18 protein-coding genes and 1 pseudogene are annotated in these 25,537 nt (G+C 44.8%); 7 read left to right on the top strand and 12 right to left on the bottom strand.

Annotated elements, in window-relative coordinates:
* Positions 1-583: 583 nt before the first annotated feature.
* Positions 584-1,534 (top strand): acetyl-CoA carboxylase, carboxyltransferase subunit beta, encoded by a 951-nt coding sequence (gene accD, locus AACU33_RS06725; RefSeq protein ID WP_096587705.1) that lies wholly within the window; start codon positions 584-586, stop codon positions 1,532-1,534.
* Positions 1,535-1,580: 46 nt separating this feature from the next.
* Here the strand turns inward: accD and AACU33_RS06720 are convergent, their stop codons facing one another.
* A complete protein-coding gene (locus AACU33_RS06720) occupies positions 1,581-2,963 on the bottom strand; it encodes an MFS transporter (protein ID WP_096587704.1) in 1,383 nt (460 codons plus the stop codon).
* Positions 2,964-3,160: 197 nt separating this feature from the next.
* Here AACU33_RS06720 and AACU33_RS06715 point away from each other — a divergent pair, with 197 nt between their 5' ends.
* Positions 3,161-4,372, top strand: coding sequence for an ABC transporter substrate-binding protein (locus tag AACU33_RS06715; RefSeq protein ID WP_096587702.1), 1,212 nt, complete (start codon positions 3,161-3,163; stop codon positions 4,370-4,372).
* A 29-nt stretch (positions 4,373-4,401) separates the two neighbouring features.
* Here the strand turns inward: AACU33_RS06715 and AACU33_RS06710 are convergent, their stop codons facing one another.
* From AACU33_RS06710 to AACU33_RS06695, 5 genes are read right to left on the bottom strand one after another with little or no spacing between them, the layout of a single operon-like run.
* Positions 4,402-4,596: a DUF6887 family protein gene (locus tag AACU33_RS06710; RefSeq protein ID WP_096587701.1), complete on the bottom strand. Its 195-nt coding sequence runs from the start codon at positions 4,594-4,596 to the stop codon at positions 4,402-4,404.
* On the bottom strand, positions 4,593-4,778 hold the full coding sequence (locus tag AACU33_RS37555; protein ID WP_096587699.1) for a DUF6888 family protein: 186 nt from the start codon (positions 4,776-4,778) through the stop codon (positions 4,593-4,595). Before AACU33_RS37555 ends, AACU33_RS06710 begins: the two co-directional genes overlap by 4 nt.
* Positions 4,779-4,829: 51 nt before the next feature.
* Positions 4,830-5,399, bottom strand: coding sequence for a Uma2 family endonuclease (locus AACU33_RS06705; protein ID WP_096587698.1), 570 nt, complete (start codon positions 5,397-5,399; stop codon positions 4,830-4,832).
* Positions 5,400-5,453: 54 nt separating this feature from the next.
* Positions 5,454-5,846 (bottom strand): PIN domain-containing protein, encoded by a 393-nt coding sequence (locus AACU33_RS06700; protein WP_096595163.1) that lies wholly within the window; start codon positions 5,844-5,846, stop codon positions 5,454-5,456.
* The gene (locus AACU33_RS06695) at positions 5,843-6,073 is read right to left on the bottom strand and encodes a type II toxin-antitoxin system prevent-host-death family antitoxin (protein ID WP_096587696.1); all 231 of its coding nucleotides are present in this window, start codon (positions 6,071-6,073) and stop codon (positions 5,843-5,845) included. The genes AACU33_RS06700 and AACU33_RS06695 overlap by 4 nt, the downstream gene beginning before the upstream one ends.
* A 239-nt stretch (positions 6,074-6,312) precedes the next feature.
* Between AACU33_RS06695 and AACU33_RS06690 the strand changes: the two genes are divergently transcribed.
* Positions 6,313-7,182, top strand: a complete 870-nt coding sequence (locus AACU33_RS06690; RefSeq protein WP_096587694.1) for a hypothetical protein — start codon at positions 6,313-6,315, stop codon at positions 7,180-7,182.
* 78 nt (positions 7,183-7,260) lie between these two features.
* On the opposite strand, the gene AACU33_RS06685 is transcribed toward AACU33_RS06690, so the two are convergent.
* The 3 genes from AACU33_RS06685 to gap form a co-directional block, all read right to left on the bottom strand.
* A complete protein-coding gene (locus tag AACU33_RS06685) occupies positions 7,261-8,268 on the bottom strand; it encodes a transaldolase (RefSeq protein ID WP_096587692.1) in 1,008 nt (335 codons plus the stop codon).
* Positions 8,269-8,493: 225 nt separating this feature from the next.
* Positions 8,494-9,924: a pyruvate kinase gene (pyk, locus tag AACU33_RS06680; protein ID WP_096587691.1), complete on the bottom strand. Its 1,431-nt coding sequence runs from the start codon at positions 9,922-9,924 to the stop codon at positions 8,494-8,496.
* Positions 9,925-10,193: 269 nt separating this feature from the next.
* Positions 10,194-11,237 (bottom strand): type I glyceraldehyde-3-phosphate dehydrogenase, encoded by a 1,044-nt coding sequence (gene gap / locus AACU33_RS06675; protein ID WP_096587689.1) that lies wholly within the window; start codon positions 11,235-11,237, stop codon positions 10,194-10,196.
* A gap of 642 nt (positions 11,238-11,879) precedes the next feature.
* Between gap and AACU33_RS06670 the strand changes: the two genes are divergently transcribed.
* Positions 11,880-12,281 carry a hypothetical protein gene (locus tag AACU33_RS06670; protein ID WP_096587688.1) on the top strand — a complete coding sequence of 134 codons (402 nt, stop codon included), beginning with the start codon at positions 11,880-11,882 and terminating at the stop codon, positions 12,279-12,281.
* Positions 12,282-12,398: 117 nt separating this feature from the next.
* Here AACU33_RS06670 and AACU33_RS06665 read toward each other — a convergent pair whose 3' ends face one another.
* Positions 12,399-14,780: a phosphoketolase family protein gene (locus AACU33_RS06665; protein WP_096587686.1), complete on the bottom strand. Its 2,382-nt coding sequence runs from the start codon at positions 14,778-14,780 to the stop codon at positions 12,399-12,401.
* A 793-nt stretch (positions 14,781-15,573) separates the two neighbouring features.
* Here AACU33_RS06665 and AACU33_RS06660 point away from each other — a divergent pair.
* Both AACU33_RS06660 and AACU33_RS06655 read left to right on the top strand, forming a co-directional pair.
* Positions 15,574-20,454, top strand: coding sequence for a PAS domain S-box protein (locus AACU33_RS06660; protein WP_096587685.1), 4,881 nt, complete (start codon positions 15,574-15,576; stop codon positions 20,452-20,454).
* 12 nt (positions 20,455-20,466) lie between these two features.
* Positions 20,467-21,570, top strand: coding sequence for a hybrid sensor histidine kinase/response regulator (locus tag AACU33_RS06655; RefSeq protein ID WP_096587684.1), 1,104 nt, complete (start codon positions 20,467-20,469; stop codon positions 21,568-21,570).
* A gap of 36 nt (positions 21,571-21,606) precedes the next feature.
* Here AACU33_RS06655 and AACU33_RS06650 read toward each other — a convergent pair whose 3' ends face one another.
* Positions 21,607-23,319 (bottom strand): flavin reductase, encoded by a 1,713-nt coding sequence (locus AACU33_RS06650; protein WP_096595162.1) that lies wholly within the window; start codon positions 23,317-23,319, stop codon positions 21,607-21,609.
* Positions 23,320-23,652: 333 nt separating this feature from the next.
* Positions 23,653-24,996, bottom strand: a pseudogene (locus tag AACU33_RS06645) (flavin reductase); the annotation flags it as partial.
* Between the two features lie 34 nt (positions 24,997-25,030).
* Here AACU33_RS06645 and AACU33_RS06640 point away from each other — a divergent pair.
* Positions 25,031-25,285: a hypothetical protein gene (locus AACU33_RS06640; RefSeq protein ID WP_339375803.1), complete on the top strand. Its 255-nt coding sequence runs from the start codon at positions 25,031-25,033 to the stop codon at positions 25,283-25,285.
* Positions 25,286-25,537: the final 252 nt, after the last annotated feature.

The raw sequence follows: 25,537 nt of genomic DNA, 5'->3' as shown, positions 1-25,537 counted from the left end.
ATATAGGAGGCAAAAATAAACTCAAATTGACAATTTAAAAATTCCCATTTTACAACCCATTAGTCCATCATAAGAAATTTCTACCCCCCATGACTGTAACTGTCATTACGCCATCGGTTCTTCAGATTTTGGTAATATCTTCCTGTAACCAGGATTACCCTCTTAACGAGCTAACTGCTCATAACCTCACAATACAAATTCTTGATTTGGGAGCAAGTATCCCCTGAAGGGGTTGGGGAAGGGCATTCTGCTGGAGGATGAAGATGCCAAGACCTTTGCCGATACCCTCATAAGATCCAACGGACAAAAGACTTGTATTGGCATAAGCATTTTCGTTAAGCTGGCAACCAAAGATGCAAAATAAAGTCTGAATTGCTTACAGGCGTAATTTGACAATGCAGTCAATAGTCAAGAACCAAAACGGGATGAACAAGCGTGTCTTTCCGACAGTGGAGCCACCAAATAGTCTGTATCCAGTCCCAGAGCCACCAAATCACGACTGTGGTATGAGGACTTTTTACCCTGTAATCCCCGTAGCTTCTTGACCCGTTTTCGACCTCATTACCTACTTGATAAAATAAAAATGGCAAACAACGAAGAATCACGCGGTTTAAAGTCACTATTGGATTGGTTTGCAAATCGGCGGAAATCAGGAACTATCAGCCACGAACGCCAAGAACGGGAAATTGCTGATGGGTTATGGCACAAATGCGCTAAGTGTGGTGTATTGACATATACGAAAGACCTGAAAGCAAATCAGATGGTTTGCATTGAATGCGGTCATCATAATCGAGTGGATAGCGATGAGCGCATCCGTCAATTAATCGATCGAGACACTTGGAGACCGATGGACGAGCATTTGCGTCCTACCGATCCCTTGCAATTTCGCGATCGCAAACCCTACAGCGATCGCCTTCGCGAAATGCAGGAAAAAATTGGTTTAATAGATGCTGTTAAAACTGGTTTAGGTCAAATCAACGGTTTGCCTGTGGCTCTAGGGGTAATGGATTTCCGCTTCATGGGTGGAAGTATGGGTTCAGTTGTGGGTGAAAAACTCACCCGCATGATTGAGCAAGCCACTCAGCGCCGTTATCCGGTAGTTATTATCTGTACTTCTGGTGGAGCCAGAATGCAGGAAGGTATGCTCTCTTTAATGCAGATGGCGAAAATCTCCGCAGCGCTACAACGCCATCGCGACGCCAAACTTTTATATATTCCCGTATTAACTCATCCAACTACTGGTGGTGTCACAGCTAGTTTCGCCATGTTGGGTGATATCATCCTCGCAGAACCCAAGGCTACCATCGGTTTTGCTGGCCGACGAGTCATCGAACAAACCATCCGCGAGAAATTACCAGAGGACTTTCAAACCGCTGAGGATTTGCTCAAGCATGGTTTTGTTGATGACATCGTACCCCGTACTCAGTTAAAAAATACTCTCGCCCAGCTGATTGGCTTGCATCAGCCCGTACCTACCGCCCCCCACATGGTTTTGTGGGAGAGCAGGAGTTTGAGTTCTAGCGCGGCTGAATAGGAGGAGTGTGGGGAGTTTTCTTCCCCATACCCTATGCCCCGCCTCCTTACTCATGCGGTTCTTTAACAAATATGAGTGGTGCGATCGCTACTAAGCGACAGACACTAGAGAGAGCAAATAATCCTAGTAAGCCGCCTTGTTCGGCAAATTGGGCGATGAAGCCACCGATAGTTGAGCCTAAAGCACCACTCACGCCAGCCACAGCCGATGCGATCGCAAAATAGATAGACTGGTTTTTTAGCGGTGCAATTCCTAGTTGTATATTGTTATTGCACAAATCAATTGCCGCCCAAGTCCCGCCAGTAAAGATGTGTAAAAGCGGCAACCACAGCAAGATATTCCAAGTATTAGCACTTACACCCATCCACAACAACGGCGTTAGTGCAACCAAAATTCCAATTAACATTAAAATCCGGCGATTGCCTATTTTGTCTGCCAATTTACCCCACAGGACAATCAAAAGCATATTGGCTCCAGCTTGCAGGCTACCGTAGAGCGTCACATAGCTTACATCTAGTTTGAGCCGATCTAGCATATAGAAGTTGAAGAAAGGCGCGCTGAGATTCACAGCCAGCATCCAGAAGCCGTAATAGAGCAGAAATTTTAAAAAGTTAGAGTTACTCCAGATGCTAGTACACTCGTTTTTTGAGGTGGCAGCATATTCACTGCTTTGCTGGTACTTTACAAGACTGCTATTTTGCAATGCAGGATTCATGTCCATCTGGAAGTACTGACACCCCAGGCTAATTAAACCGAACACGATCGCAACAAGTAGAACTACGCCGTAACCTTGTAAAGTTCCACCAAACCAATGCGATACAGCTAGCCCCGCCACAGGTACGCAGAGCAAATTAGTTAAGCTAGCTGCACTATTGCGTAAACCGAAATACCTACCTCGCAAGCGTCGAGGAACAATTGTAGCTAGCCAACTCAGCCATGATGCGCTTCCTAGCCCTCCCAAAAGACCGCTGAACAGAACCACCAACAGAGTTAATAGTACTAACTGTCCAGAAGTTAGCCCGATCCAGCTGGAGCCGATAATACCAATACCAAGAATTAGCCACAGCAATCTAGCAATTCCATGCGTTCTGAGAGAATAGTAAAAACGGCTGCTGCTGCGTTCCGACAAGTAAGCACCCAACGGCTGCACTAAATTCACCAGCATGGGGATAGATGACAGCATCCCAAATACCACTGGGCTAGCACCTAATTCCAAGAGGAAATTGCTGAGTAAAATTCCCCCAGTCGCTACACCAAAAACTGTGGCAAAAACAGCATCGAGAGTTGAGGCTCTCAAACTGGTGCGAATACCATCTTTATAAGCTTGAGGACTGGGTTTTACGGTAGGAGCCAGTGCTGATTGTGGCGTAATAATCTGGGTAATTTCCAGAGCCACAGGCGCGGCTGTTTCAATCGGAACAGAAGTCATAAATTCAAGTTTTACGGATCGAGTCCCGTAGGATGAGTCTAGTTGCCGATAATGTCTCGTTATTCTATCCTGCCTCTCTCAATAAAAATTCAGATTTGTAAATATCAGTTTTCGGCTACAGACGATATAAGTAAGGACAGAGAGACTTTGACGAGTACGTGATTAGAAGCAGATTGTTCAAGTTTTTTGGATTGGCAATGGCGATCGCGATCGCGATTATTGGTTGCCACAGTCTATCACTACAAAGCCCATCCACAAAAGTGACTGTGAAACTGAGTGGTTGGGGAGGTAATCAAGTTGAGCAAAAACTCCTCACACAGGTACTACAAGATTTTGAAGCAAAGCACCCCCAGATCGATGTTAAGTATGAGGTGATTTCCAACCAATATATGGACGTAATCAAAACTCGTTTGGTTGGCGAAGCCGCACCGGATGTTTTCTATTTGGATGCGCTGGAGGCTCCTTTCTTCATGAGTCAAAACGTCCTCGAACCGCTAGATGCTTATATCACCCCCGAATTTGATGTAGCAGATTTTGAACCTAACCTTCTTAATAGCTTCAAATACCAGAACCGAATTTACGGTTTCCCCAAAGACTATTCCACCTTGTCGCTGTTTTACAACAAAAAAGCCTTCGCCACCGCAGGGTTGAGTAGTCCGCCTACTACTTGGGAGGAATTACGCAGCTATTCTCGGCAATTAACAGGCAAAGTGAATAAATACGGCTTTGGAGAAATTCCCGAATTGGCACGTCAAGTTTATAAAATTAAAGCCTTTGGCGGGCAAATTATTGGTCAAAACGATCGCGCAACCTTTGCTAGCGAACCGGGTTTGCAGGGATTGCAGTTGGTATTAGATCAGTATCAAAAAGACCGTTCCTCTGCCCAAAAATCTGATGTGGGGACGAGTTCTGGTAGCGAAATGTTTGGTCAGGGCAAGGTAGCAATGGTAATTGAGGGTAACTGGGCAATTCCTTATCTAAATGACACGTTTCCCAATCTGGAGTTTGCTACCGCAGAATTGCCGAGTATTAATGGCAAAAAAAATACTATGGTTTTTACCGTTGCCTATGTGATGAATAAGCAAGCAAAACACAAAGCTGAAGCTTGGGAATTGATTTCTTATCTCACAGGTAAACAAGGAATGCAAAAGTGGACGGGAACAGGGTTTGCGCTACCAACCAGAAAATCTGTAGCAGAGAAATTAGGCTACGACAAAGACCCGTTGCGATCGCCATTTGTTAGTGGTGTATCTTATGCTACCGCTTGGCAAGCAGGCAAATATCCAGCAGCAATTGTAAATAACTTTGATAACCAATTTATTAGCGCTTTGTTAGGTCAACAACCATTAAAGCAGGCAATGGTAAGGGCAGAAAACGAAGCGAACAAGCAAATTAAAGCGATGGAATAGAAAATTGAGCGATCGCTTTCATCATTGAGTTATTGTTCGCTTTGAGATTGTTTGATTTTCTCTCTAAGCAGTTGCTCAAACTGATCCATTGAAGTTATCTCAATTCCTGGTTCGCTTTGTAGCATATCCATGTATGCATAAAATGCAGCTTGGTCTTGGGGATGTGTTTTCACATATTCCCTTAACTGTTCTCTGCTCATTGCAGCAAAATTTATCTCGGTCATAAAAACCTCACTTTACCATTTGGGTAAATCAGTACTTCTGTCTCGTCGCCAGCCAGTACATAGATTTGATTTGTTCTCTCATCTAGCCTGACTACGTTAATTGGTTGAAGTACATTACTTAATCTGACGCAAACTAAGAAAAATTCAAAGGTTTGCTTAGAAGTTGGTATTTCTGGATACATAAATGCGGAAGACGCCTTGTAATTAAAACAATACAACTCACTAGTTCGCCTTCAGCCTGCTTTCAATATCTGTTCTGCGGTCAGTTCCAGGGTTCCCAACTCTGGGGAAACGATCGCTTCGCTTCCTTGGTAGACTTTATCCTCATATAATCCATCGACCCATGTCAAAATTGTGACTCGTTGTTGAATTGGGTCTACAATCCAGTATTCAGCAATCTCTCGTGCAGCGTACTCCGAGCGTTTATGGCGATAGTCTCGGTTCTCCTGGTTGGGACTGACGACTTCGACAACTAGGCGCGGTGGCGGCATATCATAGGTAATGATGGAGCAAGTAGCACCTTCTAGGGCTGTTGCTGCGGCTTCGGCAAGTATAACCAAATTGGGAAGGCGAACTGTAGCCAAAGCGCCACTGACTGCAATCTCTAACCCAATTCTCAAGTAGTAGTAAGGGATACCTTGGTGTAGAAAATAAGCGAGTAACAGCATAACAATTCGCTGGTTAAGGTCGCTTTCTGAAGGCATTTCTACCAATTCTCCATTCACTAATTCATACCGGGTATCTGTCCCGTTGTCATAGTTGAGGTATTCTTCTAGGGTCATGCGTTGGGTAGAGACTGTCATGAGAGCGTTGCTCCTGCTACTATCTTTGCTGAGGCATCACGAGCAAAAGTAAATCTACCAAATCACCTCTGAGTAGAAATCTGCTATCTCTTTATCTGCTGTAATTATTGCAGCTTGATGAGTTTTAGCTAGTGCTACCACCACTCGATCTACTGGATCGCGGTGAGTCCATTCTAACCGGACGCTTTCTAACCAAATATTTTCATCAATGGGTACAATCTCAACGACACTGGACTTTTTCAGCGCTGCTAGGTACTCGTTAAGATTGACTCCTAAATCTAATTTTTGATTTTTGATTTTGATCGAGATTTCCCATATAGCTATAGACGGAACTAGACCATTTTTATCCCGTTCCATGCGATCGCATATTTCCTTAGCTCGTTGAGAAAGTCTTGCTGGGTCTAAACTCCACCAGATGAGAGCGCAGGTATCGAGAACTATTTTCACAATTCTGTCCATTCCTCAGTGGTTGGTGTAGTTAAATCTTCAAAGTAATTTACTTTACCGCGCATTGCTCCGAATAACTCCTCTGTGGAAAGTGTCTGTGGGTATTTGGAAATTTTGGCGACAGGCTTACCGCGATCGGTCACTACAATTTCTTCTCCTTCTGACTCGACAAGTCGTAGGAACTCTAGTAGTTGAGCTTTGAGTTTAGTTTTAGAAATGGATTTCATAATGACTATAGTCATGACTATAGTCATACTCTCATAAAAAATTTAGACGCACTATCCCCCTTTAAGTTCTTGGCAAAAGAGCGATCGCTTCCTCAATCTCATTGCTGAAGAATACTAGCTGTATCAACAAAATCATCTGGACGCGATCGCCATTTATCGCCGGAGTAGAATTTAAGCTAATACGCGAAATTGTCAGCGTTTTGATTTATCTTTAATTCGTTGCTCTTGGTGAAATTTCCATGTCGCAAGACAATCAGAATTCACAACCGCCCCAAAGACCCAATCGGAGAAACCAGCCAATTTGGAAGTCTACTATTATTCAATTTCTGAGAGGGACAATTAGAATTTTAGAGACGGCGGTGGTGAAACTGGAGACAGCACCTCCGCCGGGAACTGAAGAAACTCCTGGTTTTTGGGGTGGACTGTTAGCTAAAATCCGCACTTTATTACCAGCAAACTTGTCAGCAAAGTTGTCAAATACAGCTTTGACAGGAATTATTGCTAGTATTGCTGTAATTTTAGTGTGGACAACTACTAGCTTGCTCGCGAATAAACCTACTGAGGTAGCAACGGTTCCTCCAGTTGAGGAAGTTCCCACACCAACGCCAACACCAACGATAACTACGACACCAGAGTTAGCAACACCAGAAACCCAGCCACTAGAAGAAATTACGCCGTCGCCAGAAGCGGAAGTTACCCCAGCGGAACCGGAACCAACACCAACGCCCACACCAGAAGCGACACCGGAACCCACGCCAACACCAACTCCAATCTTGCAATTGACGCCAGAACAAATTTTAATTGCAGCCATCGAAAATCAAGTATCGAAGATTAGCGATCGCGTTGCCTCTGGTCTAATAAAATCAATTCAAGCAAATTTTCGTACTAGTAATCTTACTGTTAAAATTAGTGATAATTGGTACACTCTCACCCAATCCCAACAAGATAAGCTGGCAGCCGATATCTTACAACGCTCTCAAGAATTAGATTTTAGCCATATAGAAGTTGTGGATTCTCAAGATAAGCTAGTAGCGCGGAATCCGGTTATTGGTAATGAGATGATTATTTTTCAACGGCGGCTGAAGCAGGTTAGCACAAATCCTGCATAAAAAAACCCGATTTCTAAAAAACCGGGTTTGTGAGTGAAAGATATAGAAACTAAAGTGCTAACTATATGGAGAGAAATTCTAAGCTACAGGACTAGCTGCTTTACTTTCTAAGGTAGCCAATCTGTTGGCTAGCAGTTTTTCCAGGTCTTCTAAAGCTTTGGTGAAACCTTGAATACCTTCTGCTAGTTTGTCAGTAGCCATGCGATCAGCAGCGTGCATTTTGTCAAAGGTGGCTTTGTCGATGGAGATTTTTTCAATTTCCAAGCTGGCTGCATTAGCGGGGTCGAGTTTGCGTGGTAGTTCGCCAATAGTTGCTTGCAATTCAGCTAACAATGAGGGCGAAATAGTCAGCAAATCGCTACCTGCTAATTCAGTAATTTCACCAATATTACGGAAGCTGGCTCCCATAACTTCGGTTTTATAGCCGAATTTCTTGTAATAGTTGTAAATCTTGGTGACAGACAGTACCCCCGGATCTTCTGCTGAGGGGTAGCTGTCCCGTCCGGTATCTTTCTTGTACCAATCGAGAATCCGACCAACGAAGGGAGAAATTAGAGTAACGCCAGCTTCCGCACAGGCGATCGCTTGGTGAAGACCAAATAACAGTGTTAAGTTACAATGAATGCCTTCTTTCTCAAGGATTTCCGCAGCGCGGATACCTTCCCAGGTGGTAGCGATTTTAATCAAAACGCGATCGCGGGAAACACCCGCCGCTTTGTATTGCGCAATTAATTCTCTAGCTTTGGTGACAGTAGCTTCCGTATCGTAGGACAAACGCGCATCAACTTCTGTAGAAACGCGACCAGGGATAATTTGTAAAATCTTCAGTCCAAAAGCTACCGCCAAACGGTCAAAAGCTAGAGTCACAATCTCAGCTTGGCTTGCACCTGCACCTGCATCTTTCTTAGCTTGCAGTAAAGTCTGATCGACAATTTCTTGATATTCAGGCATCTGCGCCGCCGCAGTAATCAGCGAGGGATTGGTGGTAGCGTCTTGAGGTTTGAACTTTTCAATCGCTTGGATATCCCCTGTATCCGCGACCACAACAGTCATTGTGCGCAATTGCTCAAGTAGATTTTTAGACATAAATTGCTCCGTGGTGGTTGTTTATTTAGGATTTACTTAGGAAAGGCAGAGGGCATTGGTCAACAGTCAATAGTCATTTGTCATTTCTCCCCGCACTCCCACACTCCTTCATCCCCCCTGCCTTCTTTACACTCTCTCTTGCCCCTTAAATTCTGATTTTGGCAACTTTTCTTAATTTTGCCCAAGAATCCTGAGTGTCTTGGTCTCGGCTCTATTCTAGGGGTGTTATGCCAAAATCGGCTGTCCAATAGAATGCACTTTAATTAAACTAGTTGTTCCTGATTTACCAATTGGGACGCCGGAGGTAATCACTACTTTATCGCCGTCCTTGACTAAACCCATGTCTTCGACTCTGTTTACCACATTCATAAACATCTCTTCCGCATTGTGGACTGGGGGAATGAGCAGAGGTATTACACCCCAAGAAAGTGCTAGCTGGCGGTAAACAGTTTCATCGGGAGTCAGGGCGATAATTGGTGTAGATGGTCGGTATTTAGAAACTAGTTGCGCTGTACCCCCGGAAGATGTGTTACAAAGAATTGCTTTTGCGCCTGTTTCATAGGCAATTCGACATACCGCTTCTGCCACAGATTCCGTGACGCTTAAACTACCTGCCTCATGACACCAGGAATGGCTACTACCTTCCTGTAAAGACTGTTCTGTGCGCACGGCGATATTGTGCATGATCTGAACAGCGGCGGTAGGATATTGACCCACAGCAGTTTCACCAGAAAGCATGACAGCATCTGTACCATCCCAGATAGAGTTAGCAACATCGGTTGCTTCTGCCCTGGTGGGATCGGGGGCGCTAATCATCGATTCCAGCATTTGCGTGGCGGTAATCACTGGTTTGCCTGCCCGATTGCAACGGCGAATGATATCTTTTTGAATCTGGGGGACTTCGTGAATCGGCATTTCTACGCCTAAATCGCCGCGGGCAATCATAATCCCGTCGGCAGCTTCTAGGATGCTGTCAAATTGCTTGATAGCCTCCGGGCGTTCGATTTTGGCAATTACCCGAATTTTTGCTCCCGCAGCTTCAATCATTCTTTGAGCAGGTTCTAGGTCTTGGGGCGATTGCACAAAGGAAACTGCTACCCAATCCACACCTAATTGAATGCCAAACCGCAAATCCTGCAAATCCTTTTCGGTGATAGAACTGACAGGTAAACGAGTTTCTGGCAGGTTTACCCCTTTGTGAGTGGAAATTAAGCCACCAATTTTCACATGGGCACGAATGCGATCGGCATCGCGATCGCTCACAACTAGCTTAACGCGACCGTCATTAATCGAAATTGGTTCGCCTGGTCGCACCATTGCAAACAAAGTCGGCAATGGTAAAGGTAGTTCGTCAGTACTTTCACCCTTATCTTGTAAAACAAACGTAACTTCGCTACCTGCTTCTACCATTAGCCCTTCTGGTGGTAAAGTCCCCAAGCGAATCTTCGGGCCACACAGGTCTTGCATAATTGCGATCGGCTTTCGCAAAGAAGTGCTAATCTGCTTGAGATACTGAGCAGTTTGGGCGTGGAATTCATAAGCTCCGTGAGAAAAATTCAGCCGTGCCACATTCATTCCAGCTTCTACCAACGCTTCTAGCCTCTCAGGAGCAGATGTAGCAGGCCCAACAGTACAAATAATTTTGGTTCGACGCATAGGGATTGAGGGTTTAGGAAATAGCCTGGTGTTCTCCATAACCTGTGACAGGAACGCCTAACGTGCCCAAATTCACAAGTGCTTCATATCACTTTGCTGCTCAGTAAAATCACTTTTTTATCCAGTTTTGCTATCAAGTTATGCGTCGTATCCAAATAGTCCAGAGTCAAAAGTCCAGATTAATTAACTTTGGCCCTTGACTCTTGAACGCCAGTCGCTCATGGGGGAAACCCCCAAGACCGCGCTGGCTCCCCTTGACCCTTGACTAATTAAGCCAAAGCAACTGCTGGGGCAAGTTGTTCTTTTTGTGCCATTGACAACATCAGGTCAACTACACGGTTTGAGTAGCCCCACTCGTTGTCGTACCAAGCCACTACTTTGAAGAAGTTTGAGTTTAGTTCAATTCCCGCACCTGCATCGAAGATACTGGAGTGTGTATCGCCCTGAAAATCTGTAGAAACTACTTCTTCGTCAGTGTAGCCAAGTATTCCTTTTAGCTCACCTTCTGCGGCTGCTTTCATCGCAGCACAAATTTCTTTGTAACTAGTGGCTTTGGCTGTCTTAAAGGTTAAATCAACCACAGAAACGTCAGGAGTGGGAACTCTAAACGCCATACCCGTCAACTTACCCTTCAATTGTGGCAAAACCAGCGCTACAGCTTTTGCTGCGCCTGTGGAAGAAGGAATGATGTTTTGGGCTGCACCCCGACCACCTCGCCAATCCTTCTTGCTAGGGCCATCTACAGTTGGTTGAGTAGCAGTCATGGCGTGAACTGTAGTCATCAATCCTTCAGTCAAGCCAAAATTGTCATCGATCACCTTAGCTACAGGAGCCAGACAGTTGGTGGTACAACTAGCATTGGAAACAATAGTATGCTTGCTGGGATCGAATAGGTGATGATTAACACCCATCAGTAAGGTAGGAACTAAGTCTGGGTCTTTAGTAGGAGCAGAAATTACTACACGTTTTGCACCCGCTTTCAAGTGATTTGTCGCTCCCTCTTGACCCGTAAACAGTCCTGTAGATTCGACGACATAATCTACACCCAATTGTCCCCAAGGCAACTCTGCCGGATTGCGAATCGACACGCAAGGGATAAAATGCCCATCAATGACGATGCCATCTTCTCTTGCTTCCACTTTACCTTTAAACTTACCGTGGGTGGAGTCGTATTTGAACAGATAAGCGAGGTTATCTGGTGGTACTAGGTCGTTAATCCCTACAAACTCGACGTTAGGATTATTAATGCCAGCGCGAAGCACAAGCCGCCCGATACGACCAAATCCATTAATGCCAACTTTCAATTTCGTCAAAATGAACCTCCTGTTGTTATAACCCGAACTCAGGGCTATTCCCCTATCTTCAACGCTGCATTCAGCTTGGATAGTTTTGGTCTGACTTAGCTGATCGTTACAGTCAACAGACGCTTAGAGCCTATTTTCTTGGCATATTTTAAGGTTTTGGAAATGGGGCATTGGACATAGGGTATGGGTCATAACCAACGCTACAATTTTTGTTACATTTGGTTACATTCAGCAGAGTGTTTTTTATTCAAAAATTCAAATGGGGATGATTTATTGTTGGCAAAAGAAGCGTAGATGCGTTCGCGGAGCGTTGCCGTTCGTCGTAGATGTTCCCGCAGGGTAGGCTAGCAGCTTGTCGATAGACATCGCCCATCATCCCCCTTGACCTAACTCAATACTTATTTTGTCATTCCTTAAGATATCCCTGAGAAAGGACAGATTTAATATAAAACCCTTTCTTTTAGTAGAAGTTATCAATAGTAGTGACAGTTATCGTATAAGGAAATACTCGCTTATAAGAGATAAAGCTTTAGGTATTGCAACCATGCCCAAGTCATTGCCCTATCCCTGTAAGAATTTGCGGTTTGGAAAATAAAAAATCAAAAGCACAGCGAGTAGAAGAATACAAACTACGGTAAATAGGTAAGACTCATGAGTTGGCTAAAAAGAGTTTGTGAAGAAGAAACTAGCAGCCTACTAAAGACAAAGGACCCTGGGCAATCGGAGACGCGCATGAGTCCAGGGCTGACTGGTGAGTACGATCAGGCTCGACGCGAGAAGGCTGGAGAGCATCAACCTCCTCCACCTCCTGAATATATGGGAGTTGAGGGTGAATACGATCAACTCGGCTTGGCTAAACGTGTGGCTGAGGCTTTCGAGCAAGCACCACATATCGATGAAATTGAAACTCTACAAATCTGTCAAGATGGTAGCACTATTGTCTTCAAGGGTTCTGTGCCAAGCCAGCACATCCTAAATTCTCTTGAAGATGTAGCCGCCAAAGTGGATGGCACCAAGGGAGTAGACTCTACCCAGGTGAAAATCGCCGCCTGAGCTTTGGCGATGCGCGTTCAGGTTTTTGTATGGAAGAAATAGGAGTTATCGCCAAAATTAAAGAGATGCAGCGAAAATGTTTTTCCACACCTCACTGCATCCCCTAGCTTATCTTATTTAGTAAGGCCACTCCCAGTCGCGAATTTCTGGCCTATCTTCGCCGTATTTCCGAATGTAGTGTCTATGCTCAATCAGCTTATCTTGCAACATTTGCTTGACATAAGCTGCTTTAGCTCCTAGTTTGGGTACGCGATCGATGACGTCCATCACAAGGTGGAAGCGATCGAGATCGTTGAGGACAACCATATCAAAGGGAGTAGTGGTAGTACCTTCCTCTTTGTAACCGCGTACATGGAGGTTGTGATGATTTGTATGGCGATAGGTCAGGCGATGAATCAGCCAAGGATAGCCATGAAACGCAAAGATTATCGGTTTGTCGGTGGTGAAAATCGTGTCAAAGTCTTTACTGCTTAAACCGTGGGGATGCTCGCTTTTTGGCTGTAGCGTCATCAAATCCACTACGTTGACTACCCGCACTTTTAACTCTGGGAAGTGCTGGCGCAAAATATCCACAGCTGCCAAGGTTTCTAAGGTAGGAATATCCCCAGCACAAGCCATGACTACATCTGGTTCGCTATCGCGATCGCTGCTAGCCCATTCCCAAATGCCAATGCCTTTAGTGCAGTGTTTGATAGCCGCATCCATATTTAAGTATTGCAGGGCTGGTTGTTTACCAGCAACGATGACGTTGACATAGTTGCGACTTTTTAGACAATGGTCTGTCACCGATAACAGTGTATTGGCATCTGGGGGAAGATAAACGCGAATTATCTCTGCTTTCTTGTTCATCACATGGTCGATAAAACCAGGGTCTTGGTGGGAGAAACCGTTATGGTCTTGTCGCCAAACATGAGATGTTAGCAGGTAGTTGAGGGAAGCAATGGGTCTGCGCCAAGGGATATGACGGGTAGTTTTGAGCCATTTGGCGTGCTGGTTGAACATGGAGTCTACTATGTGGATAAATGCTTCATAGCAGGAGAAAAATCCATGACGTCCTGTAAGTAGGTATCCTTCTAACCAACCTTGGCAAGTATGTTCGCTGAGAATTTCCATTACCCGACCATTGGGTGACAGCTTTTCGTCTTCTGGCAGAATTTGGGAAACCCAAGTGCGTTCTGTAACTTCAAATACAGCATCCAAGCGATTTGATTGGGTTTCATCCGGGCCGACGATACGGAAGTTGCGGCTTTCCTGGTTTAGTTTGAGAACATCTCGCAGGTATTTTGCGGTAACTTTGGTAGCTTCAGCAATTACCCTTCCAGGTTGAGGAACATCAACAGCGTAGTCCTCGAATTGAGGTAATTTCAGGTCGCGCAATAATACTCCGCCGTTAGCGTGGGGATTGTCACCCATCCGCCGATGTCCCTTAGGCGCTAGTTCTGCTAATTCGGGAATTAACTTACCGTTGGCGTCGAAGAGTTCTTCTGGTTTGTAACTTTTTAACCATTCTTCTAGTAAATGTAAGTGATCGGGATTTTTGGCTATTTCTCCAAAAGGAACTTGGTGCGATCGCCAAAAGCCCTCAGTTTTTTTCCCATCTACCTCTTTGGGGCCAGTCCATCCTTTGGGTGTTCTTAAAATAATCATCGGCCACTGCGGACGGCTAGTAAAACCATGCACGCGGGCTTCTCTTTGAATGCTTTGAATCTCTGGAACGATCGTATCTAGTGTTGCCGCAAATAACTGATGCACTGTTGCTGGGTCGGAGCCTTCTATAAAGTAAGGCTTGTAACCATAGCCCACAAATAGGCTCTCTAGTTCTTCGTGGCTTAACCGCGATAATACTGTGGGATTAGCAATTTTATACCCATTAAGGTGCAAAATCGGCAGGACTGCGCCATCATTTACGGGGTTGAGAAACTTATTAGAATGCCAACTCCCAGCTAGCGGCCCCGTTTCGGCTTCGCCGTCGCCAATCACACAAGCAACCAACAAGTCAGGATTATCGAAAGCCGCACCGTAGGCATGAGATAAAGCATAGCCAAGTTCCCCTCCTTCGTGAATCGAACCGGGGGTTTCTGGGGCAACGTGGCTAGGAATTCCACCAGGGAAGGAAAATTGTTTGAAGAGTCGCTTCATCCCCTCAGCATCCTGAGAGATGTTGGGGTAGTATTGGCTATAAGTTCCTTCTAAATATGTATTGGCAACTAGTCCGGGGCCGCCATGACCGGGGCCTGCAATGTAGATGGTGTTGAGGTCGTACTTAGCGATCGCGCGATTGAGATGAACGTAGATCAAGTTCAATCCCGGTGTCGTTCCCCAGTGTCCCAAAAGCCGGGGTTTAACGTGTTCTATCTTCAGCGGTTCTCTGAGCAGTGGATTGTCGAGGAGATATATTTGCCCTACAGAAAGATAGTTAGCTGCACGCCAGTAGGCGTTTATTTTTTGCAATTCTTCATCTGATAAAGGCTTTGCTTGAGTCGGAGTTGCTAAAGTCATATCAAAACTCCATTACAAGAATGATTTAATGAATTCATCAGTATGCAAGTTTAGTTGTCTATGGCATGAGCGTCATCTTACCCACGACAAAAATTTCCAGGTGAATACTGGAAATTTTTACAGTCTTAGCCATTCAATTCATCGTTGGTTATTTACTCAAATCTATAGTAAATTTAAAGAAATACAGATGATGACTCCTCTGAAAGGCTAGCAGATGCAATATTAGAATAGTTAATTTTTAAGATTCTTTTTAAGATTAAAAGCAAATTTTATGGGATTCTTTTAGCAGTTATTCAAAAGAGTAATGCAATAATTTTCTATCTCTTTTGACAGAGGTTGACTTTAAAAAATAGTGTGATTTATGTCATACTATTCGATTTATGAACTTAATTAGGAAAGCAGGCAATAGCCAAGAGATTTCCAATATTCGATCGATACTTTATTGACAATCGATCAAAATCAATAATTATCAAAATAATTTCCTTAACAAATAGAATTTATAGTACTTCTCAACCAAATAGACGGCGGTGTTTGCCAATAGGTTTGAACACAGTCGTCATTTTTGTGTTTCCTCAGCACTGTTTTCATAAAACTGCGTAGAAATTTTTTAGCTAAAAAATTAAGTATAAATAAATACTTTTTATTTTTCAGTAATTAACCTTATATGTGAGGAAGAGGAAATATACTAGTATTATATATTACACAAAATCTTAATTGCTGTGATGTTAACAACTGGATGTGTATCAGGTTACAATTTTTTTGTAACACGCGATCGCGTTTGTATTTCTGATTTATGAGTCATTGCCCCTGCCTTACCATCCTCTTGATTGCTAATTGCACTTTAGATCGGATGGCGTGTTGCTGCGGTTTCAACCAAGATAGATTACAACAGCTCAATCAAGAGCTACAAGACAGAGTAGAACAACGCACGGCCGCTTTAAAAGATAGTGAAGAACGTTGGCAGTTGGCACTGCGGGCTACTAATGACGGGATCTGGGACTGGAATCTCAGAACCAATAAAGTCTTTCTTTCGACTCGTTGGAAAGAAATGCGTGGTTTTGCAAAACATGAGATTAACTACAACCTAGAAGAATGGGCAGCGCAAATTCATCCTGACGATCGCGATCGTGTCTTAACAGCCTTGTCCAATCACCTTGCTCACAAGTCACCCTTATTTCAAGAAGAATACCGCGTCAAGTGTAAAGACGGATCTTATATGTGGGTGCTAGATCGGGGTCAGGCAATGTGGGATGAAGCAGGAAACGCGATTCGGATGATTGGTGCGGAAACTGATATTACCGAACGCAAACAAGCCGAAATCGCACTGCGAATTAACCAGCAAAGGTTACAACTAGCCTTAGAAGGATCTGGTGACGGGTTGTGGGATTGGAATATTGCCACGGGAGAGGTGTATTTAAACCCCCGTTGGTTGGAAATGTTGGGTTATGCAGAAAACGATCTGCCCAATCGCGTCAGTACTTGGGAGTCGCTCATTCATCCCGAAGACAAACCTTGGGTAATGGACATACTCAACGCTCATCTTCAAGATAGTAATGTACCTTATGCCTTTGACTATCGAGTTCTGGCAAAATCCGGTGAATGGAAATGGATTGGTAATTACGGCAAAGTTGTGGCTCGCGATCGAGATGGCGCTCCCTTGCGGATGGTAGGAACCCACAAAGACATCAGCCAGCGAAAACAAGCAGAAGCCCAATTGTTAGCCCTAAGCAAAATGCAACAAGCCATTTTAAATGCTACTGATTATTCAATTATTTCTACTAATTCCCAGGGCATTATTCAAACCTTCAATGCTGGTGCCGAAAATATGTTTGGCTATACAGCAGATGAAGTTGTCGGTCTGGTGACTCCCAGCAATATACTGCACGATGCAGCAGAAATCGAACAAAAAGCCACAGCACTCTCGCTCAAACTGGGCAGAGAAATTGCACCAGGATTAGAATTTTTTACTGCCATTACCCAACAAGAAAAAACTTATGAGGAGGAATGGACTTATATCCGCAAAGATGGCTCTCGGTTTCCTGTAGTTTTGACCGTGACAGCCTTGCACAACGAGCGAGGAGAAACTACCGGGTTTTTGGGTATTGCTAAAGATATTACCCAGCAAAAACAGATGGAAGCGCAACTTCGTAAAAGCGCAGCTCACTTAGCTACCGCCCAGCGAATTGCTCGCTTAGGTAGTTGGGAATTTGACTTAAAAACCCAAGCAATCGTGTGGTCAGAAGAAGTATTTCGGATTTTTGGCCGCGATCCTGAGTCTGGTATACCTACCTACGACGAAATGCTCCAGTACATTCATCCAGACGATCGCGAACATCGCAATTTTGTCATGCAACAAGCGATCGCTCTGGGGCAATCCTATGAAATTGAGTGCCGTTGTTATCGCCAGGATGGTAGTTTACGCCATATACTTTCGCGGGGCGAAGTCATCTTAGATGCTGATAGCAAACCACTACTGTTAATCGGCACGATCTTAGACATTACCGAGCGTAAAAATATAGAAGCAGCGCTACGGGAGAGCGAACGCCGCTATGCAACCTTAGCAGAAGCCTCACCAGTTGCCATTTTTCGCATAGACACTGATGGTAATTGTGTCTATGCCAACGATCGCTGGAGTGAAATGACAGGTAGACCAACACAGGCTGCAATGGGTATAGGTTGGGTAGAAACCTTACACCCAAAAGACCGCGATCGCCTCGTCAAAGAATGGTCTCAAGCGCTTGAGCAACAAGGATTGTACTGTAACGAAGGCAGATGTCAGCGTCCAGATGGCAGCATTATCTGGTTCTACGTCCAGTCGCTACCCGAAACCGACGCCAACAATAGCACTATTGGTTACATCGGTACACTCACAGATATTACAGCTCGCAAACTTGCCGAAGAGGAACTTGTCCGCAACAAAGAATTGCGGGAGGTAATTTTTAATGAATCTACCGATGCCTTATTTCTAGTCGATCCCCAAATGCTGCTGACTTTAGATTGTAATCGCCGGGCGGTAGAACTGTTTGAGGTGGCTGAAAAAGCTGAACTGATTGGTATTGAAGGACACACACTCCAGCGCCATCAATTTTCTGCTGAGGAGATGGCTGCTATTTTGGCAGAAATGCAGTCAAAAGGTTTTTGGAGCCGAGAAATTGAATATGTGACTCGACAAGGTAAGCCTTTCTGGGGCAACATTGCCGCCAAACCCATTACTGTAGGCGAACGTAGCCTTAACTTAGTGCGGGTGACAGATATCAGCGACCGCAAACAGGCTGAAGAAGCGATCGTGAAATATGCCCGTGAGGTCGAAGATTTATACAACAACGCTCCTTGCGGCTACCATTCTCTTGATAGCGAAGGCCGATTTATCAAGGTCAACGAGACTGAACTGCAATGGTTGGGCTATACCCGTGAGGAAATGATTGGCCAACCTTTGTTGAGTTTTTTTACTGAAGCCAGTCGTTTAGCCTTTATACAAAACTATCCTGTCTTCAAAGCCAGAGGCTGGGTAAAAGACTTAGAGTATGACATGGTTTGTAAAAATGGCAAGATTTTACCGGTGCTGATCAGTGCTACTGCGGTTAAAGATGCAGATGGCAACTATTTATACAACCGAGCCACCTTATTTGATATCAGCGATCGCAAACAAGCCCAAAAGCAACTGCAAGAATCGCGCACCATGCTGCAATTGGTACTTGATACAATTCCCCAACGTGTTTTTTGGAAGGATCGCCAATTGCGTTATTTGGGTTGCAACCCAGCATTTGCCCGCGATACTGGACTTTCTCACCCGGATGCAGTTATTGGCAAGAGCGACTTTGAATTACCCTGTGCCCACCAGAACACACATCATTATCGAATAGATGATGCTTTAGTGATGGCAACTAAAACTGCCAAACTAGGCTACGAAGAACCAAAAATAGGCTCCGATGGTTCGCAAATCTGGTTACGAACAAGCAAAGTTCCTCTAACTAACAGTGCAGGTGAGGTAATTGGTATTTTGGGTTCGTATGAAGACATCACCGAACGCAAACGCGCTGAAGAACAATTGCGGCAGACAAACGAGCAACTGGCCCGTGCGACTCGTCTCAAAGATGAATTCCTCGCCAACATGAGCCACGAACTGCGAACGCCCTTGAATGCTATTCTCGGTATGTCGGAAGGCTTTCAAGAAGGCGTGTTTGGTGCACTCAACGAACGTCAAGCAAAAGCGATCGCCACCATCGAGCGCAGTGGTAAACATCTACTAGAACTGATCGATGACATCTTGGATTTATCGAAAATCGAATCTGGTAAATTTGAGTTGCATCTGAGTGATATTTCCGTTAAGCACCTCTGTGATTCCAGTCTTCCATTTATCAGACACATAGCGTTGAAGAAAAATATTCGCCTCAGCACTCAGATCGCCGACAATATCGGTGACATCCAGGTAGACGAACGTCGCATTCGTCAAGTACTAATCAACCTCCTGAGCAATGCAGTTAAGTTCACGCCCGAAGGAGGATTTGTGACGCTAAAAGTTTGGTTGGAAGATGGTGAGGTAAATAACAGTCCAGATACCTCTTGCTTATCACAGCCTAACTATACTGCTGAAACATCCTCAGCCACTCACCTCTGCTTTGGTGTGATTGATACTGGCATTGGCATTAGTCCTGAAGATGTGAGCAAGTTATTTCAGCCTTTCATCCAGCTCGATAGCAGTTTTAATCGTTCGTATAACGGCACGGGTTTAGGATTGGCACTAGTACAGCGAATTGTCACCTTGCATCAAGGAACAGTATCAATTAGCACTGAAGTGGGACAAGGCAGCTGCTTTACTGTCCGCATTCCCTACAAAGTCGGCAATAGTTTTCTTCCTAGCCAGGTAACAGATCCCTGGCCTAGCTGTCGCTTACCTGCTTTTAATTCTCCAGTTTTGATTATTGAAGATTCGGTGCCAGCGGCAGAACAAATTACTCGCTACCTCCGGGAAATGCAAATAACAGCCATCGTCTATCCTCAAGGCGAAGGTGCGGTTGATGAAGTGTTACGAGTGCAGCCTGCTATAATTTTATTGGATATCCAACTGCCGAATATATCGGGTTGGGACGTACTCACTCAACTCAAAGCCCACCCAAAAACCAAAGAAATTCCGGTCATCATTATTTCCGTGGTGGACGAACACACCACAGCAAAAGTTCATGGTGCTTCAGCATATTTAGTAAAACCAATTACTCGCGCGCAGTTTCAGGCGACTCTAGCAAAATTACAATATCCTGCCCATTCCAGCTTGTCTGCGGCGATCGCAGTCCCGAAACCAAAGGTAAAAGCTCCTTTAATTTTGTTGGCAGAAGACAATCAAGCCAATATTGATACTATGTCTGGCTACCTTGAAAGTCGAGGCTACCGCTTGGTGTTGGCAAAAAATGGGCAGCAAGCAATTGATTTTACCAAAACTCAACGACCTGACATAATTGTGATGGACATCCAAATGCCAATTATCGACGGACTAGAAGCGATACGCCGCATTCGCGAGGAGCAGCAATTAGTTCGCGTTCCGATTATTGCACTGACAGCGCTAGCCATGCCAGGCGATCGCGAAAACTGTTTGGCAGCTGGAGCCGATGAATATTTAACCAAACCCGTAAAACTGAAACAGCTGCTGATCGCAATTCAGCAACATTTAGCTAAATAGTGACAATTCTTCATGCAAACTCCACCTTCTATTTTGGTAATTGATGATGAACCGGATAACTTCGATGTTGTGGAAACGTTGCTAGATGGGGAAAACTATCGCTTATGCTACGCACCTAGCGGTCAACAAGCCCTCGATCGCCTCAAAAGCTTTCAGCCTGATGTGATTTTGCTCGATATCATGATGCCCGATCTAGATGGCATGGAAGTATGTCGGCGGATTAAAGCTGACCCCCAATGGCAGGTGGTGCCGATCATTGTAGTCACAGCTTTGACGAGTAAAGAAGATTTGGCGAAATGTCTGGCGACAGGTGCAGATGACTTTATTAGTAAGCCGATCAGTGGTGTAGAGTTAAGAGCCAGAGTTAATTCCATGTTGCGGATTAAGCAGCAGTATGACAACCTGCAAGCCTTGCTGAAACTGCGAGAAGACATGGTAAATATGATTGTGCATGACTTGCAAAATCCCCTAGCCAGTATTTTGCTAGCAACGGAGATTCTCCAAGTTCCGGAAGTCAAAACGGAAAAACTGCACCGCAAGCTCGATCAAATTGCGATCGCCGTCCAACAACTCCAGGGTTTAATTGATAACTTGTTGCTAATGGCAAAGTTAGAATCTGACAAAATGATTCTCAACTACACAGATGTAGATATTTGTGAGATTTGTCTATCTGCGTTAGCAAATCTTGAGGCGATCGCTAACCAAAAACAGCTGACATTGGTAAGTGAATTACCGCAAACTAACAGAACAATTAAGGTAGATGCCGCTATCTTCCGGCGCGTACTAGATAATTTGCTTTCCAATGCAATTAAATTTTCACCATCCAATTCTCAAATTATCCTCAGAGCCGAGTATTTAGATTCAGGAAATATCAAAGTACAAGTCGCTGATTTTGGCCCCGGAGTCCCGGTAGAACTGCGCCAAAGAATTTTTGAGAAGTATGAAATTGGCGCTTTAATACAAGAAGTTTCACAAATTGGTTTAGGATTAGCTTTTTGTAAAATGGCAATTGAGGCGCATCAAGGCACCATCACGGTTGAAGATAATCAGCCACAAGGTAGTATTTTTACAGTCTTTTTAAAAAACAGTTATGAAAAAGTAATTGGTAATTCGTAATTAGGAATTACCAATTACAAATTCTGCGTAACGGTACTAATAATGAGTACCTGTTTTGCGATGGTTGATCGCTGTCACCGCATCGGGTTTGAGTAATTTACCGTTATCAACAGTTGCATAAACTACCCAATGATCGCCACATTCTAGACGTTGGCTAACGGAGCATTCTAAATAAGCGATCGCATCTGTAAGCACAGCGCAACCGTTATCAGCCACAGCAGTACTAAAGCTGGCAAATCTATCTTCTCCAGGGGCAAAAGATTTGCGGAAATGCTTCGTGTACTCTACATGATTGCCTTCTTCTAAGATATTTAAGGTGAATTTACCACCTGGATACATCAAGGATTCAATCGCTCGTTCTTTGGCGATCGCCACAGTAATTCCCGGCGGGTTAAATGTTGCTTGAGATACCCAAGCACCCAACATTCCTGTGGAAACGTCGCCTTGTTTCGCCGCAATCACGCAAACGGAACCAACAATTCGACCTACAGCTTGTTCTAAAGGAGTAGCAGCTTGTTGTGGTACGCGCACTTTTTTCGCTTTTTTGATCGCTTGAGCAAAGTCTGTGCCAACTTCTTCACAGTACTTGAGAGTGACATCATCCGGTTTAAACTTGACCTTGAGAGTGTCAAAACCAAATTTGTAACCAGCATCCCGGAGTTTACCTTCAATTAAATCAAAGGCTTCGCCACTCCAGCCATAGGAACCAAATACTCCCGCCAGTTTATTGTTATCGCCAACGCTGAGAACAATTCCTAAAGCAGTATGAATGGGGGTAGGTGCGTGACCGCCAATCGTGGGGGAACCAATGATAAATGCATCACACTCTTGCAAAGTGGTACGAATTTCATCAGGGTCAGCAAATTCGCAGTTAATTGATTTTACGGCGACGCCGCCTTTAGTTAATCCCAGAGCGATCGCCTGTGCTAAAGTTGCCGTATTTCCATAAGCTGAAGCATACAGCAGCGCCACAGATATTTCTCTGGTTCTTTGGGCGTGGCTCCATTCTGCATAGGATTTGGTCAGTTCGATTAAGCTAGTACGTACCAAAGGCCCGTGACCAACACCATACATTCGCACCTGCAAATCAGAGATTTTCTCCAAAGCTGCTTCTACGTGCAATGCATTAGGAGCCATCAAACAGTTGTAGTAGTAGCGCTGGTCTTCTTTGAAGCTTTCCCAGTTGTCATCAAACGCCTCATCGCCGCAGATATGAGAGCCAAATAGCTTATCCGTGTAGAGAATTTGGGTTTGCTGGTCGTAGGTACAAAGCGCTTCCGGCCAACGTGGACTAGGAGTGGGGAAGAATTTTAAAACATGACCCTTACCTAAATCTAAAGTTTCTTTCCCCCGCATCACCAAGATATTTAACGTGTCATCAGGGAAAGCATTACGTAAATTTGCAGCGCCCGGAAGCGAACAGACAAAAGTAATCTGCGGTGCTAGTTCTAAAAGCGCTTTGTAGGTAGGGACGCGATTAGGATTGAAGTGACCCAAAATTACATAATCCAAGTGTTTTAAATTGAGGGTCTGCTGTAATGCTTCGAGATAAATTTCGGTGAAAGTTTCCGCAGGTGGGTCAATAATTGCAGTTTTATCGCTTTCAATTAAATAGCAATTGGAAGTAGTTCCCCTTTCAAGTGCATATTCAATTTCAAACCGCAGACGTGACCAACTACGCGCTCTGAGAACTTTAGTATTTGTCGCAATGGGCAAAACTTGTACGTCACGGGGTTTGGAATTGCTCATAGATTTTGGGTAAGATTTACGAAAAACTTGGAAAAACTGGGCAGAATTTACCCAGTTTTTAGCTAATTCAAAGATGTGGGTGAAGGGATTATTTGAGAATCTCATTTGCTTGATGAAATCCTACTAGGGGATGGGGGAGTAGGGAGAGATAGAGGAGACAGGGAAGAGGGGGGAGACAAGGTGAGACCAGCGCTGCGGGAGGGTTTCCCTCCGCAGGCGACTGGCGTTCCCCGTAGGGGTTCTCGCAGAGTACCCGAAGGGGAGAAATTTGTGTCATGATTCCGCCTTGTCCTCCTTGTCTTCCTTGTCCTCTTCCCTCATCTCTACACAGCTTTAGTAGTAGTTACCTACCTTGCGATGGCGAACGGCTGTCAATCCTTCTGACTTGGATACACGGCCTTCTTGGACAGTGCAATATAAAATCCAGTGGTCGCTACATTCAATACAGCTTTGGACTTCACATTCCATGTAAGCCAGCGCATCTGTAAGAATTGGGGAACCGTTCTTCGCGGTTTGAGTTTTCACACCTGCAAATCGGTCGCCACCAGGAGGTAAGCGCTTGAGGAACTGCTTTTTAAGTTCCTGATAATTCCCTTCTTCTAGGACATTGAGCACAAAGCGATCGCCTACTTGCATCAAGGAATCAATGGCGCGGTCTTTAGCGACAGCAATGGTAAAACCTAAAGGTTGTAAGCTGGCTTGGCTAACCCAAGAAGCCAGCATTGCACCGCTGACATTACCTTTTTTGGTAGTGACAATATATAGTCCGCTGCTAATCCGACCCAACGCTTTTTCCATATTCACGTCGAGGGACTTGATCTGCTTGATGTTGCGATCGCGCATTAGCACTTGTCCCAAGTCCGTACCCGCTTCTGCACATAGCTGGTATGTAGACGCACCAGGAGTCTCTTTAATCCGAATCGCTGGGAAGGCTTCTTTGATACCTGAGTCGATAAATTTTCGTCGCAGTGTATCAATGGGTTCATCATCCCCACCGTAACACTCAAATAATCCTACTAGTTGCTTGGTATTAGCCACAGCTAACAGCGAACTGATACCAGCTTGAGCCGCAACGTTGGTAGTTGGCGGCATACCAATCACGATACCAGCGGCTCTACCTGCAAGTTCTTGAATTTCTTGCGCTTCCGCAGTACTGAGATCGATCATTTCGATCCCAACTCCAGTTTTCTGGATTCCTTCCCCAATAGCCTGAATCAGCCGCTCGCTAAACCCATATTCTGAGACATAAAACAAGCCGACAGTGGTTTCAGCTTTCGCTTGTCTTTGGCTCCAACTTTGGTAACACTCAGTTAAAACATCTAGGTTATGGTAAAGTAGCGGCCCGTGACCGTTGGCAATAATTTTAATTTTCCCTAATTCATTCATCCGCTTCATTGCATTCAGCAACGAACGCGCATTCGGCCCCATCAAACAATCGTAATAAAATCTAAAGTCAGCTTCGATCGCTTCTAAGTCTTCGTCAAAGGTGCGATCGTCACAGAAGTGCATCCCAAAAGCATCACAGGTGTAGATGATTTCGGTTTTGCGGTCATAGCTGAAGATGGTATCAGGCCAGTGGAGGTTAGGCGCACTCACGAATTCGATTTCGTGTCCTTTACCAATATCAATGCGATCGCCACTTTTAACAATCCGCTTTGAAAATGGATCGTGAGACAGGTTTTTACTGTCAAATAAGGTGAATTTTCTACCGATGTGGGGTGCAAGCATCACCGGACTAGCACCACATACTGAAGAAACATTAGGCGAAGGTCGTCATGGCTGTCATCGCACTCCCTCAACCCCTGAGAGCGTAGGCGTTGTGACGAGTGACGACCTTTCACCGACTGAAGTGTCACTCATAAGCAGCATAGGCGAAGCGCAGTCTTCCCAAGGAGAAGCGCCTACGGCTCCCCCAGCGTGTTCTTCCTGGCTCCGCAAACTTACCCCTGGCGCACGGTACGAGTGAATTTTCTACCGATAAAGGGTGCAAGAATTACTGGACTCCAGGTGAATACTGACGGAAAAAACGCTACTACCAGGCGCGTGGGGCGTGCAGATCTGGCTCACCATTCAACCATTTTCTTAACAATGGAGAACAATATTACTCTGGCGTTTCTTCCCGATGGTTAACCCCAAGGGGGCAAGGGCTTGCGTGTAGAAGGCTTTGCTTTTGGTAAAATCCTTGACGTTAAAGCCGATGTGGTCAAACATATGGTTT

The organism is Calothrix sp. NIES-2098 (assembly GCF_963875125.1).
Classification (GTDB): domain Bacteria; phylum Cyanobacteriota; class Cyanobacteriia; order Cyanobacteriales; family Nostocaceae; genus Aulosira.
The sequence above is the reverse complement of the archived record's forward strand: the minus strand, read 5'-3'. Positions and strand labels throughout refer to the sequence as shown.

What these genes read in the sequence shown, in the direction of transcription:
- AACU33_RS06650 (WP_096595162.1), bottom strand. Translation starts at nt 23,319, where the DNA reads ATGAGCAATTCCAAACCCCGTGACGTACAAGTTTTGCCCATTGCGACA.
- AACU33_RS37555 (WP_096587699.1), bottom strand. Translation starts at nt 4,778, where the DNA reads ATGTATCCAGAAATACCAACTTCTAAGCAAACCTTTGAATTTTTCTTA.
- AACU33_RS06640 (WP_339375803.1), top strand. Translation starts at nt 25,031, where the DNA reads ATGTGGGGTGCAAGCATCACCGGACTAGCACCACATACTGAAGAAACA.
- AACU33_RS06720 (WP_096587704.1), bottom strand. Translation starts at nt 2,963, where the DNA reads ATGACTTCTGTTCCGATTGAAACAGCCGCGCCTGTGGCTCTGGAAATT.
- AACU33_RS06710 (WP_096587701.1), bottom strand. Translation starts at nt 4,596, where the DNA reads ATGACCGAGATAAATTTTGCTGCAATGAGCAGAGAACAGTTAAGGGAA.
- AACU33_RS06685 (WP_096587692.1), bottom strand. Translation starts at nt 8,268, where the DNA reads ATGTCTAAAAATCTACTTGAGCAATTGCGCACAATGACTGTTGTGGTC.
- AACU33_RS06695 (WP_096587696.1), bottom strand. Translation starts at nt 6,073, where the DNA reads ATGAAATCCATTTCTAAAACTAAACTCAAAGCTCAACTACTAGAGTTC.
- AACU33_RS06660 (WP_096587685.1), top strand. Translation starts at nt 15,574, where the DNA reads ATGAGTCATTGCCCCTGCCTTACCATCCTCTTGATTGCTAATTGCACT.
- accD (WP_096587705.1), top strand. Translation starts at nt 584, where the DNA reads ATGGCAAACAACGAAGAATCACGCGGTTTAAAGTCACTATTGGATTGG.
- AACU33_RS06670 (WP_096587688.1), top strand. Translation starts at nt 11,880, where the DNA reads ATGAGTTGGCTAAAAAGAGTTTGTGAAGAAGAAACTAGCAGCCTACTA.
- AACU33_RS06655 (WP_096587684.1), top strand. Translation starts at nt 20,467, where the DNA reads ATGCAAACTCCACCTTCTATTTTGGTAATTGATGATGAACCGGATAAC.
- AACU33_RS06715 (WP_096587702.1), top strand. Translation starts at nt 3,161, where the DNA reads ATGGCGATCGCGATCGCGATTATTGGTTGCCACAGTCTATCACTACAA.
- AACU33_RS06705 (WP_096587698.1), bottom strand. Translation starts at nt 5,399, where the DNA reads ATGACAGTCTCTACCCAACGCATGACCCTAGAAGAATACCTCAACTAT.
- AACU33_RS06690 (WP_096587694.1), top strand. Translation starts at nt 6,313, where the DNA reads ATGTCGCAAGACAATCAGAATTCACAACCGCCCCAAAGACCCAATCGG.
- AACU33_RS06665 (WP_096587686.1), bottom strand. Translation starts at nt 14,780, where the DNA reads ATGACTTTAGCAACTCCGACTCAAGCAAAGCCTTTATCAGATGAAGAA.
- pyk (WP_096587691.1), bottom strand. Translation starts at nt 9,924, where the DNA reads ATGCGTCGAACCAAAATTATTTGTACTGTTGGGCCTGCTACATCTGCT.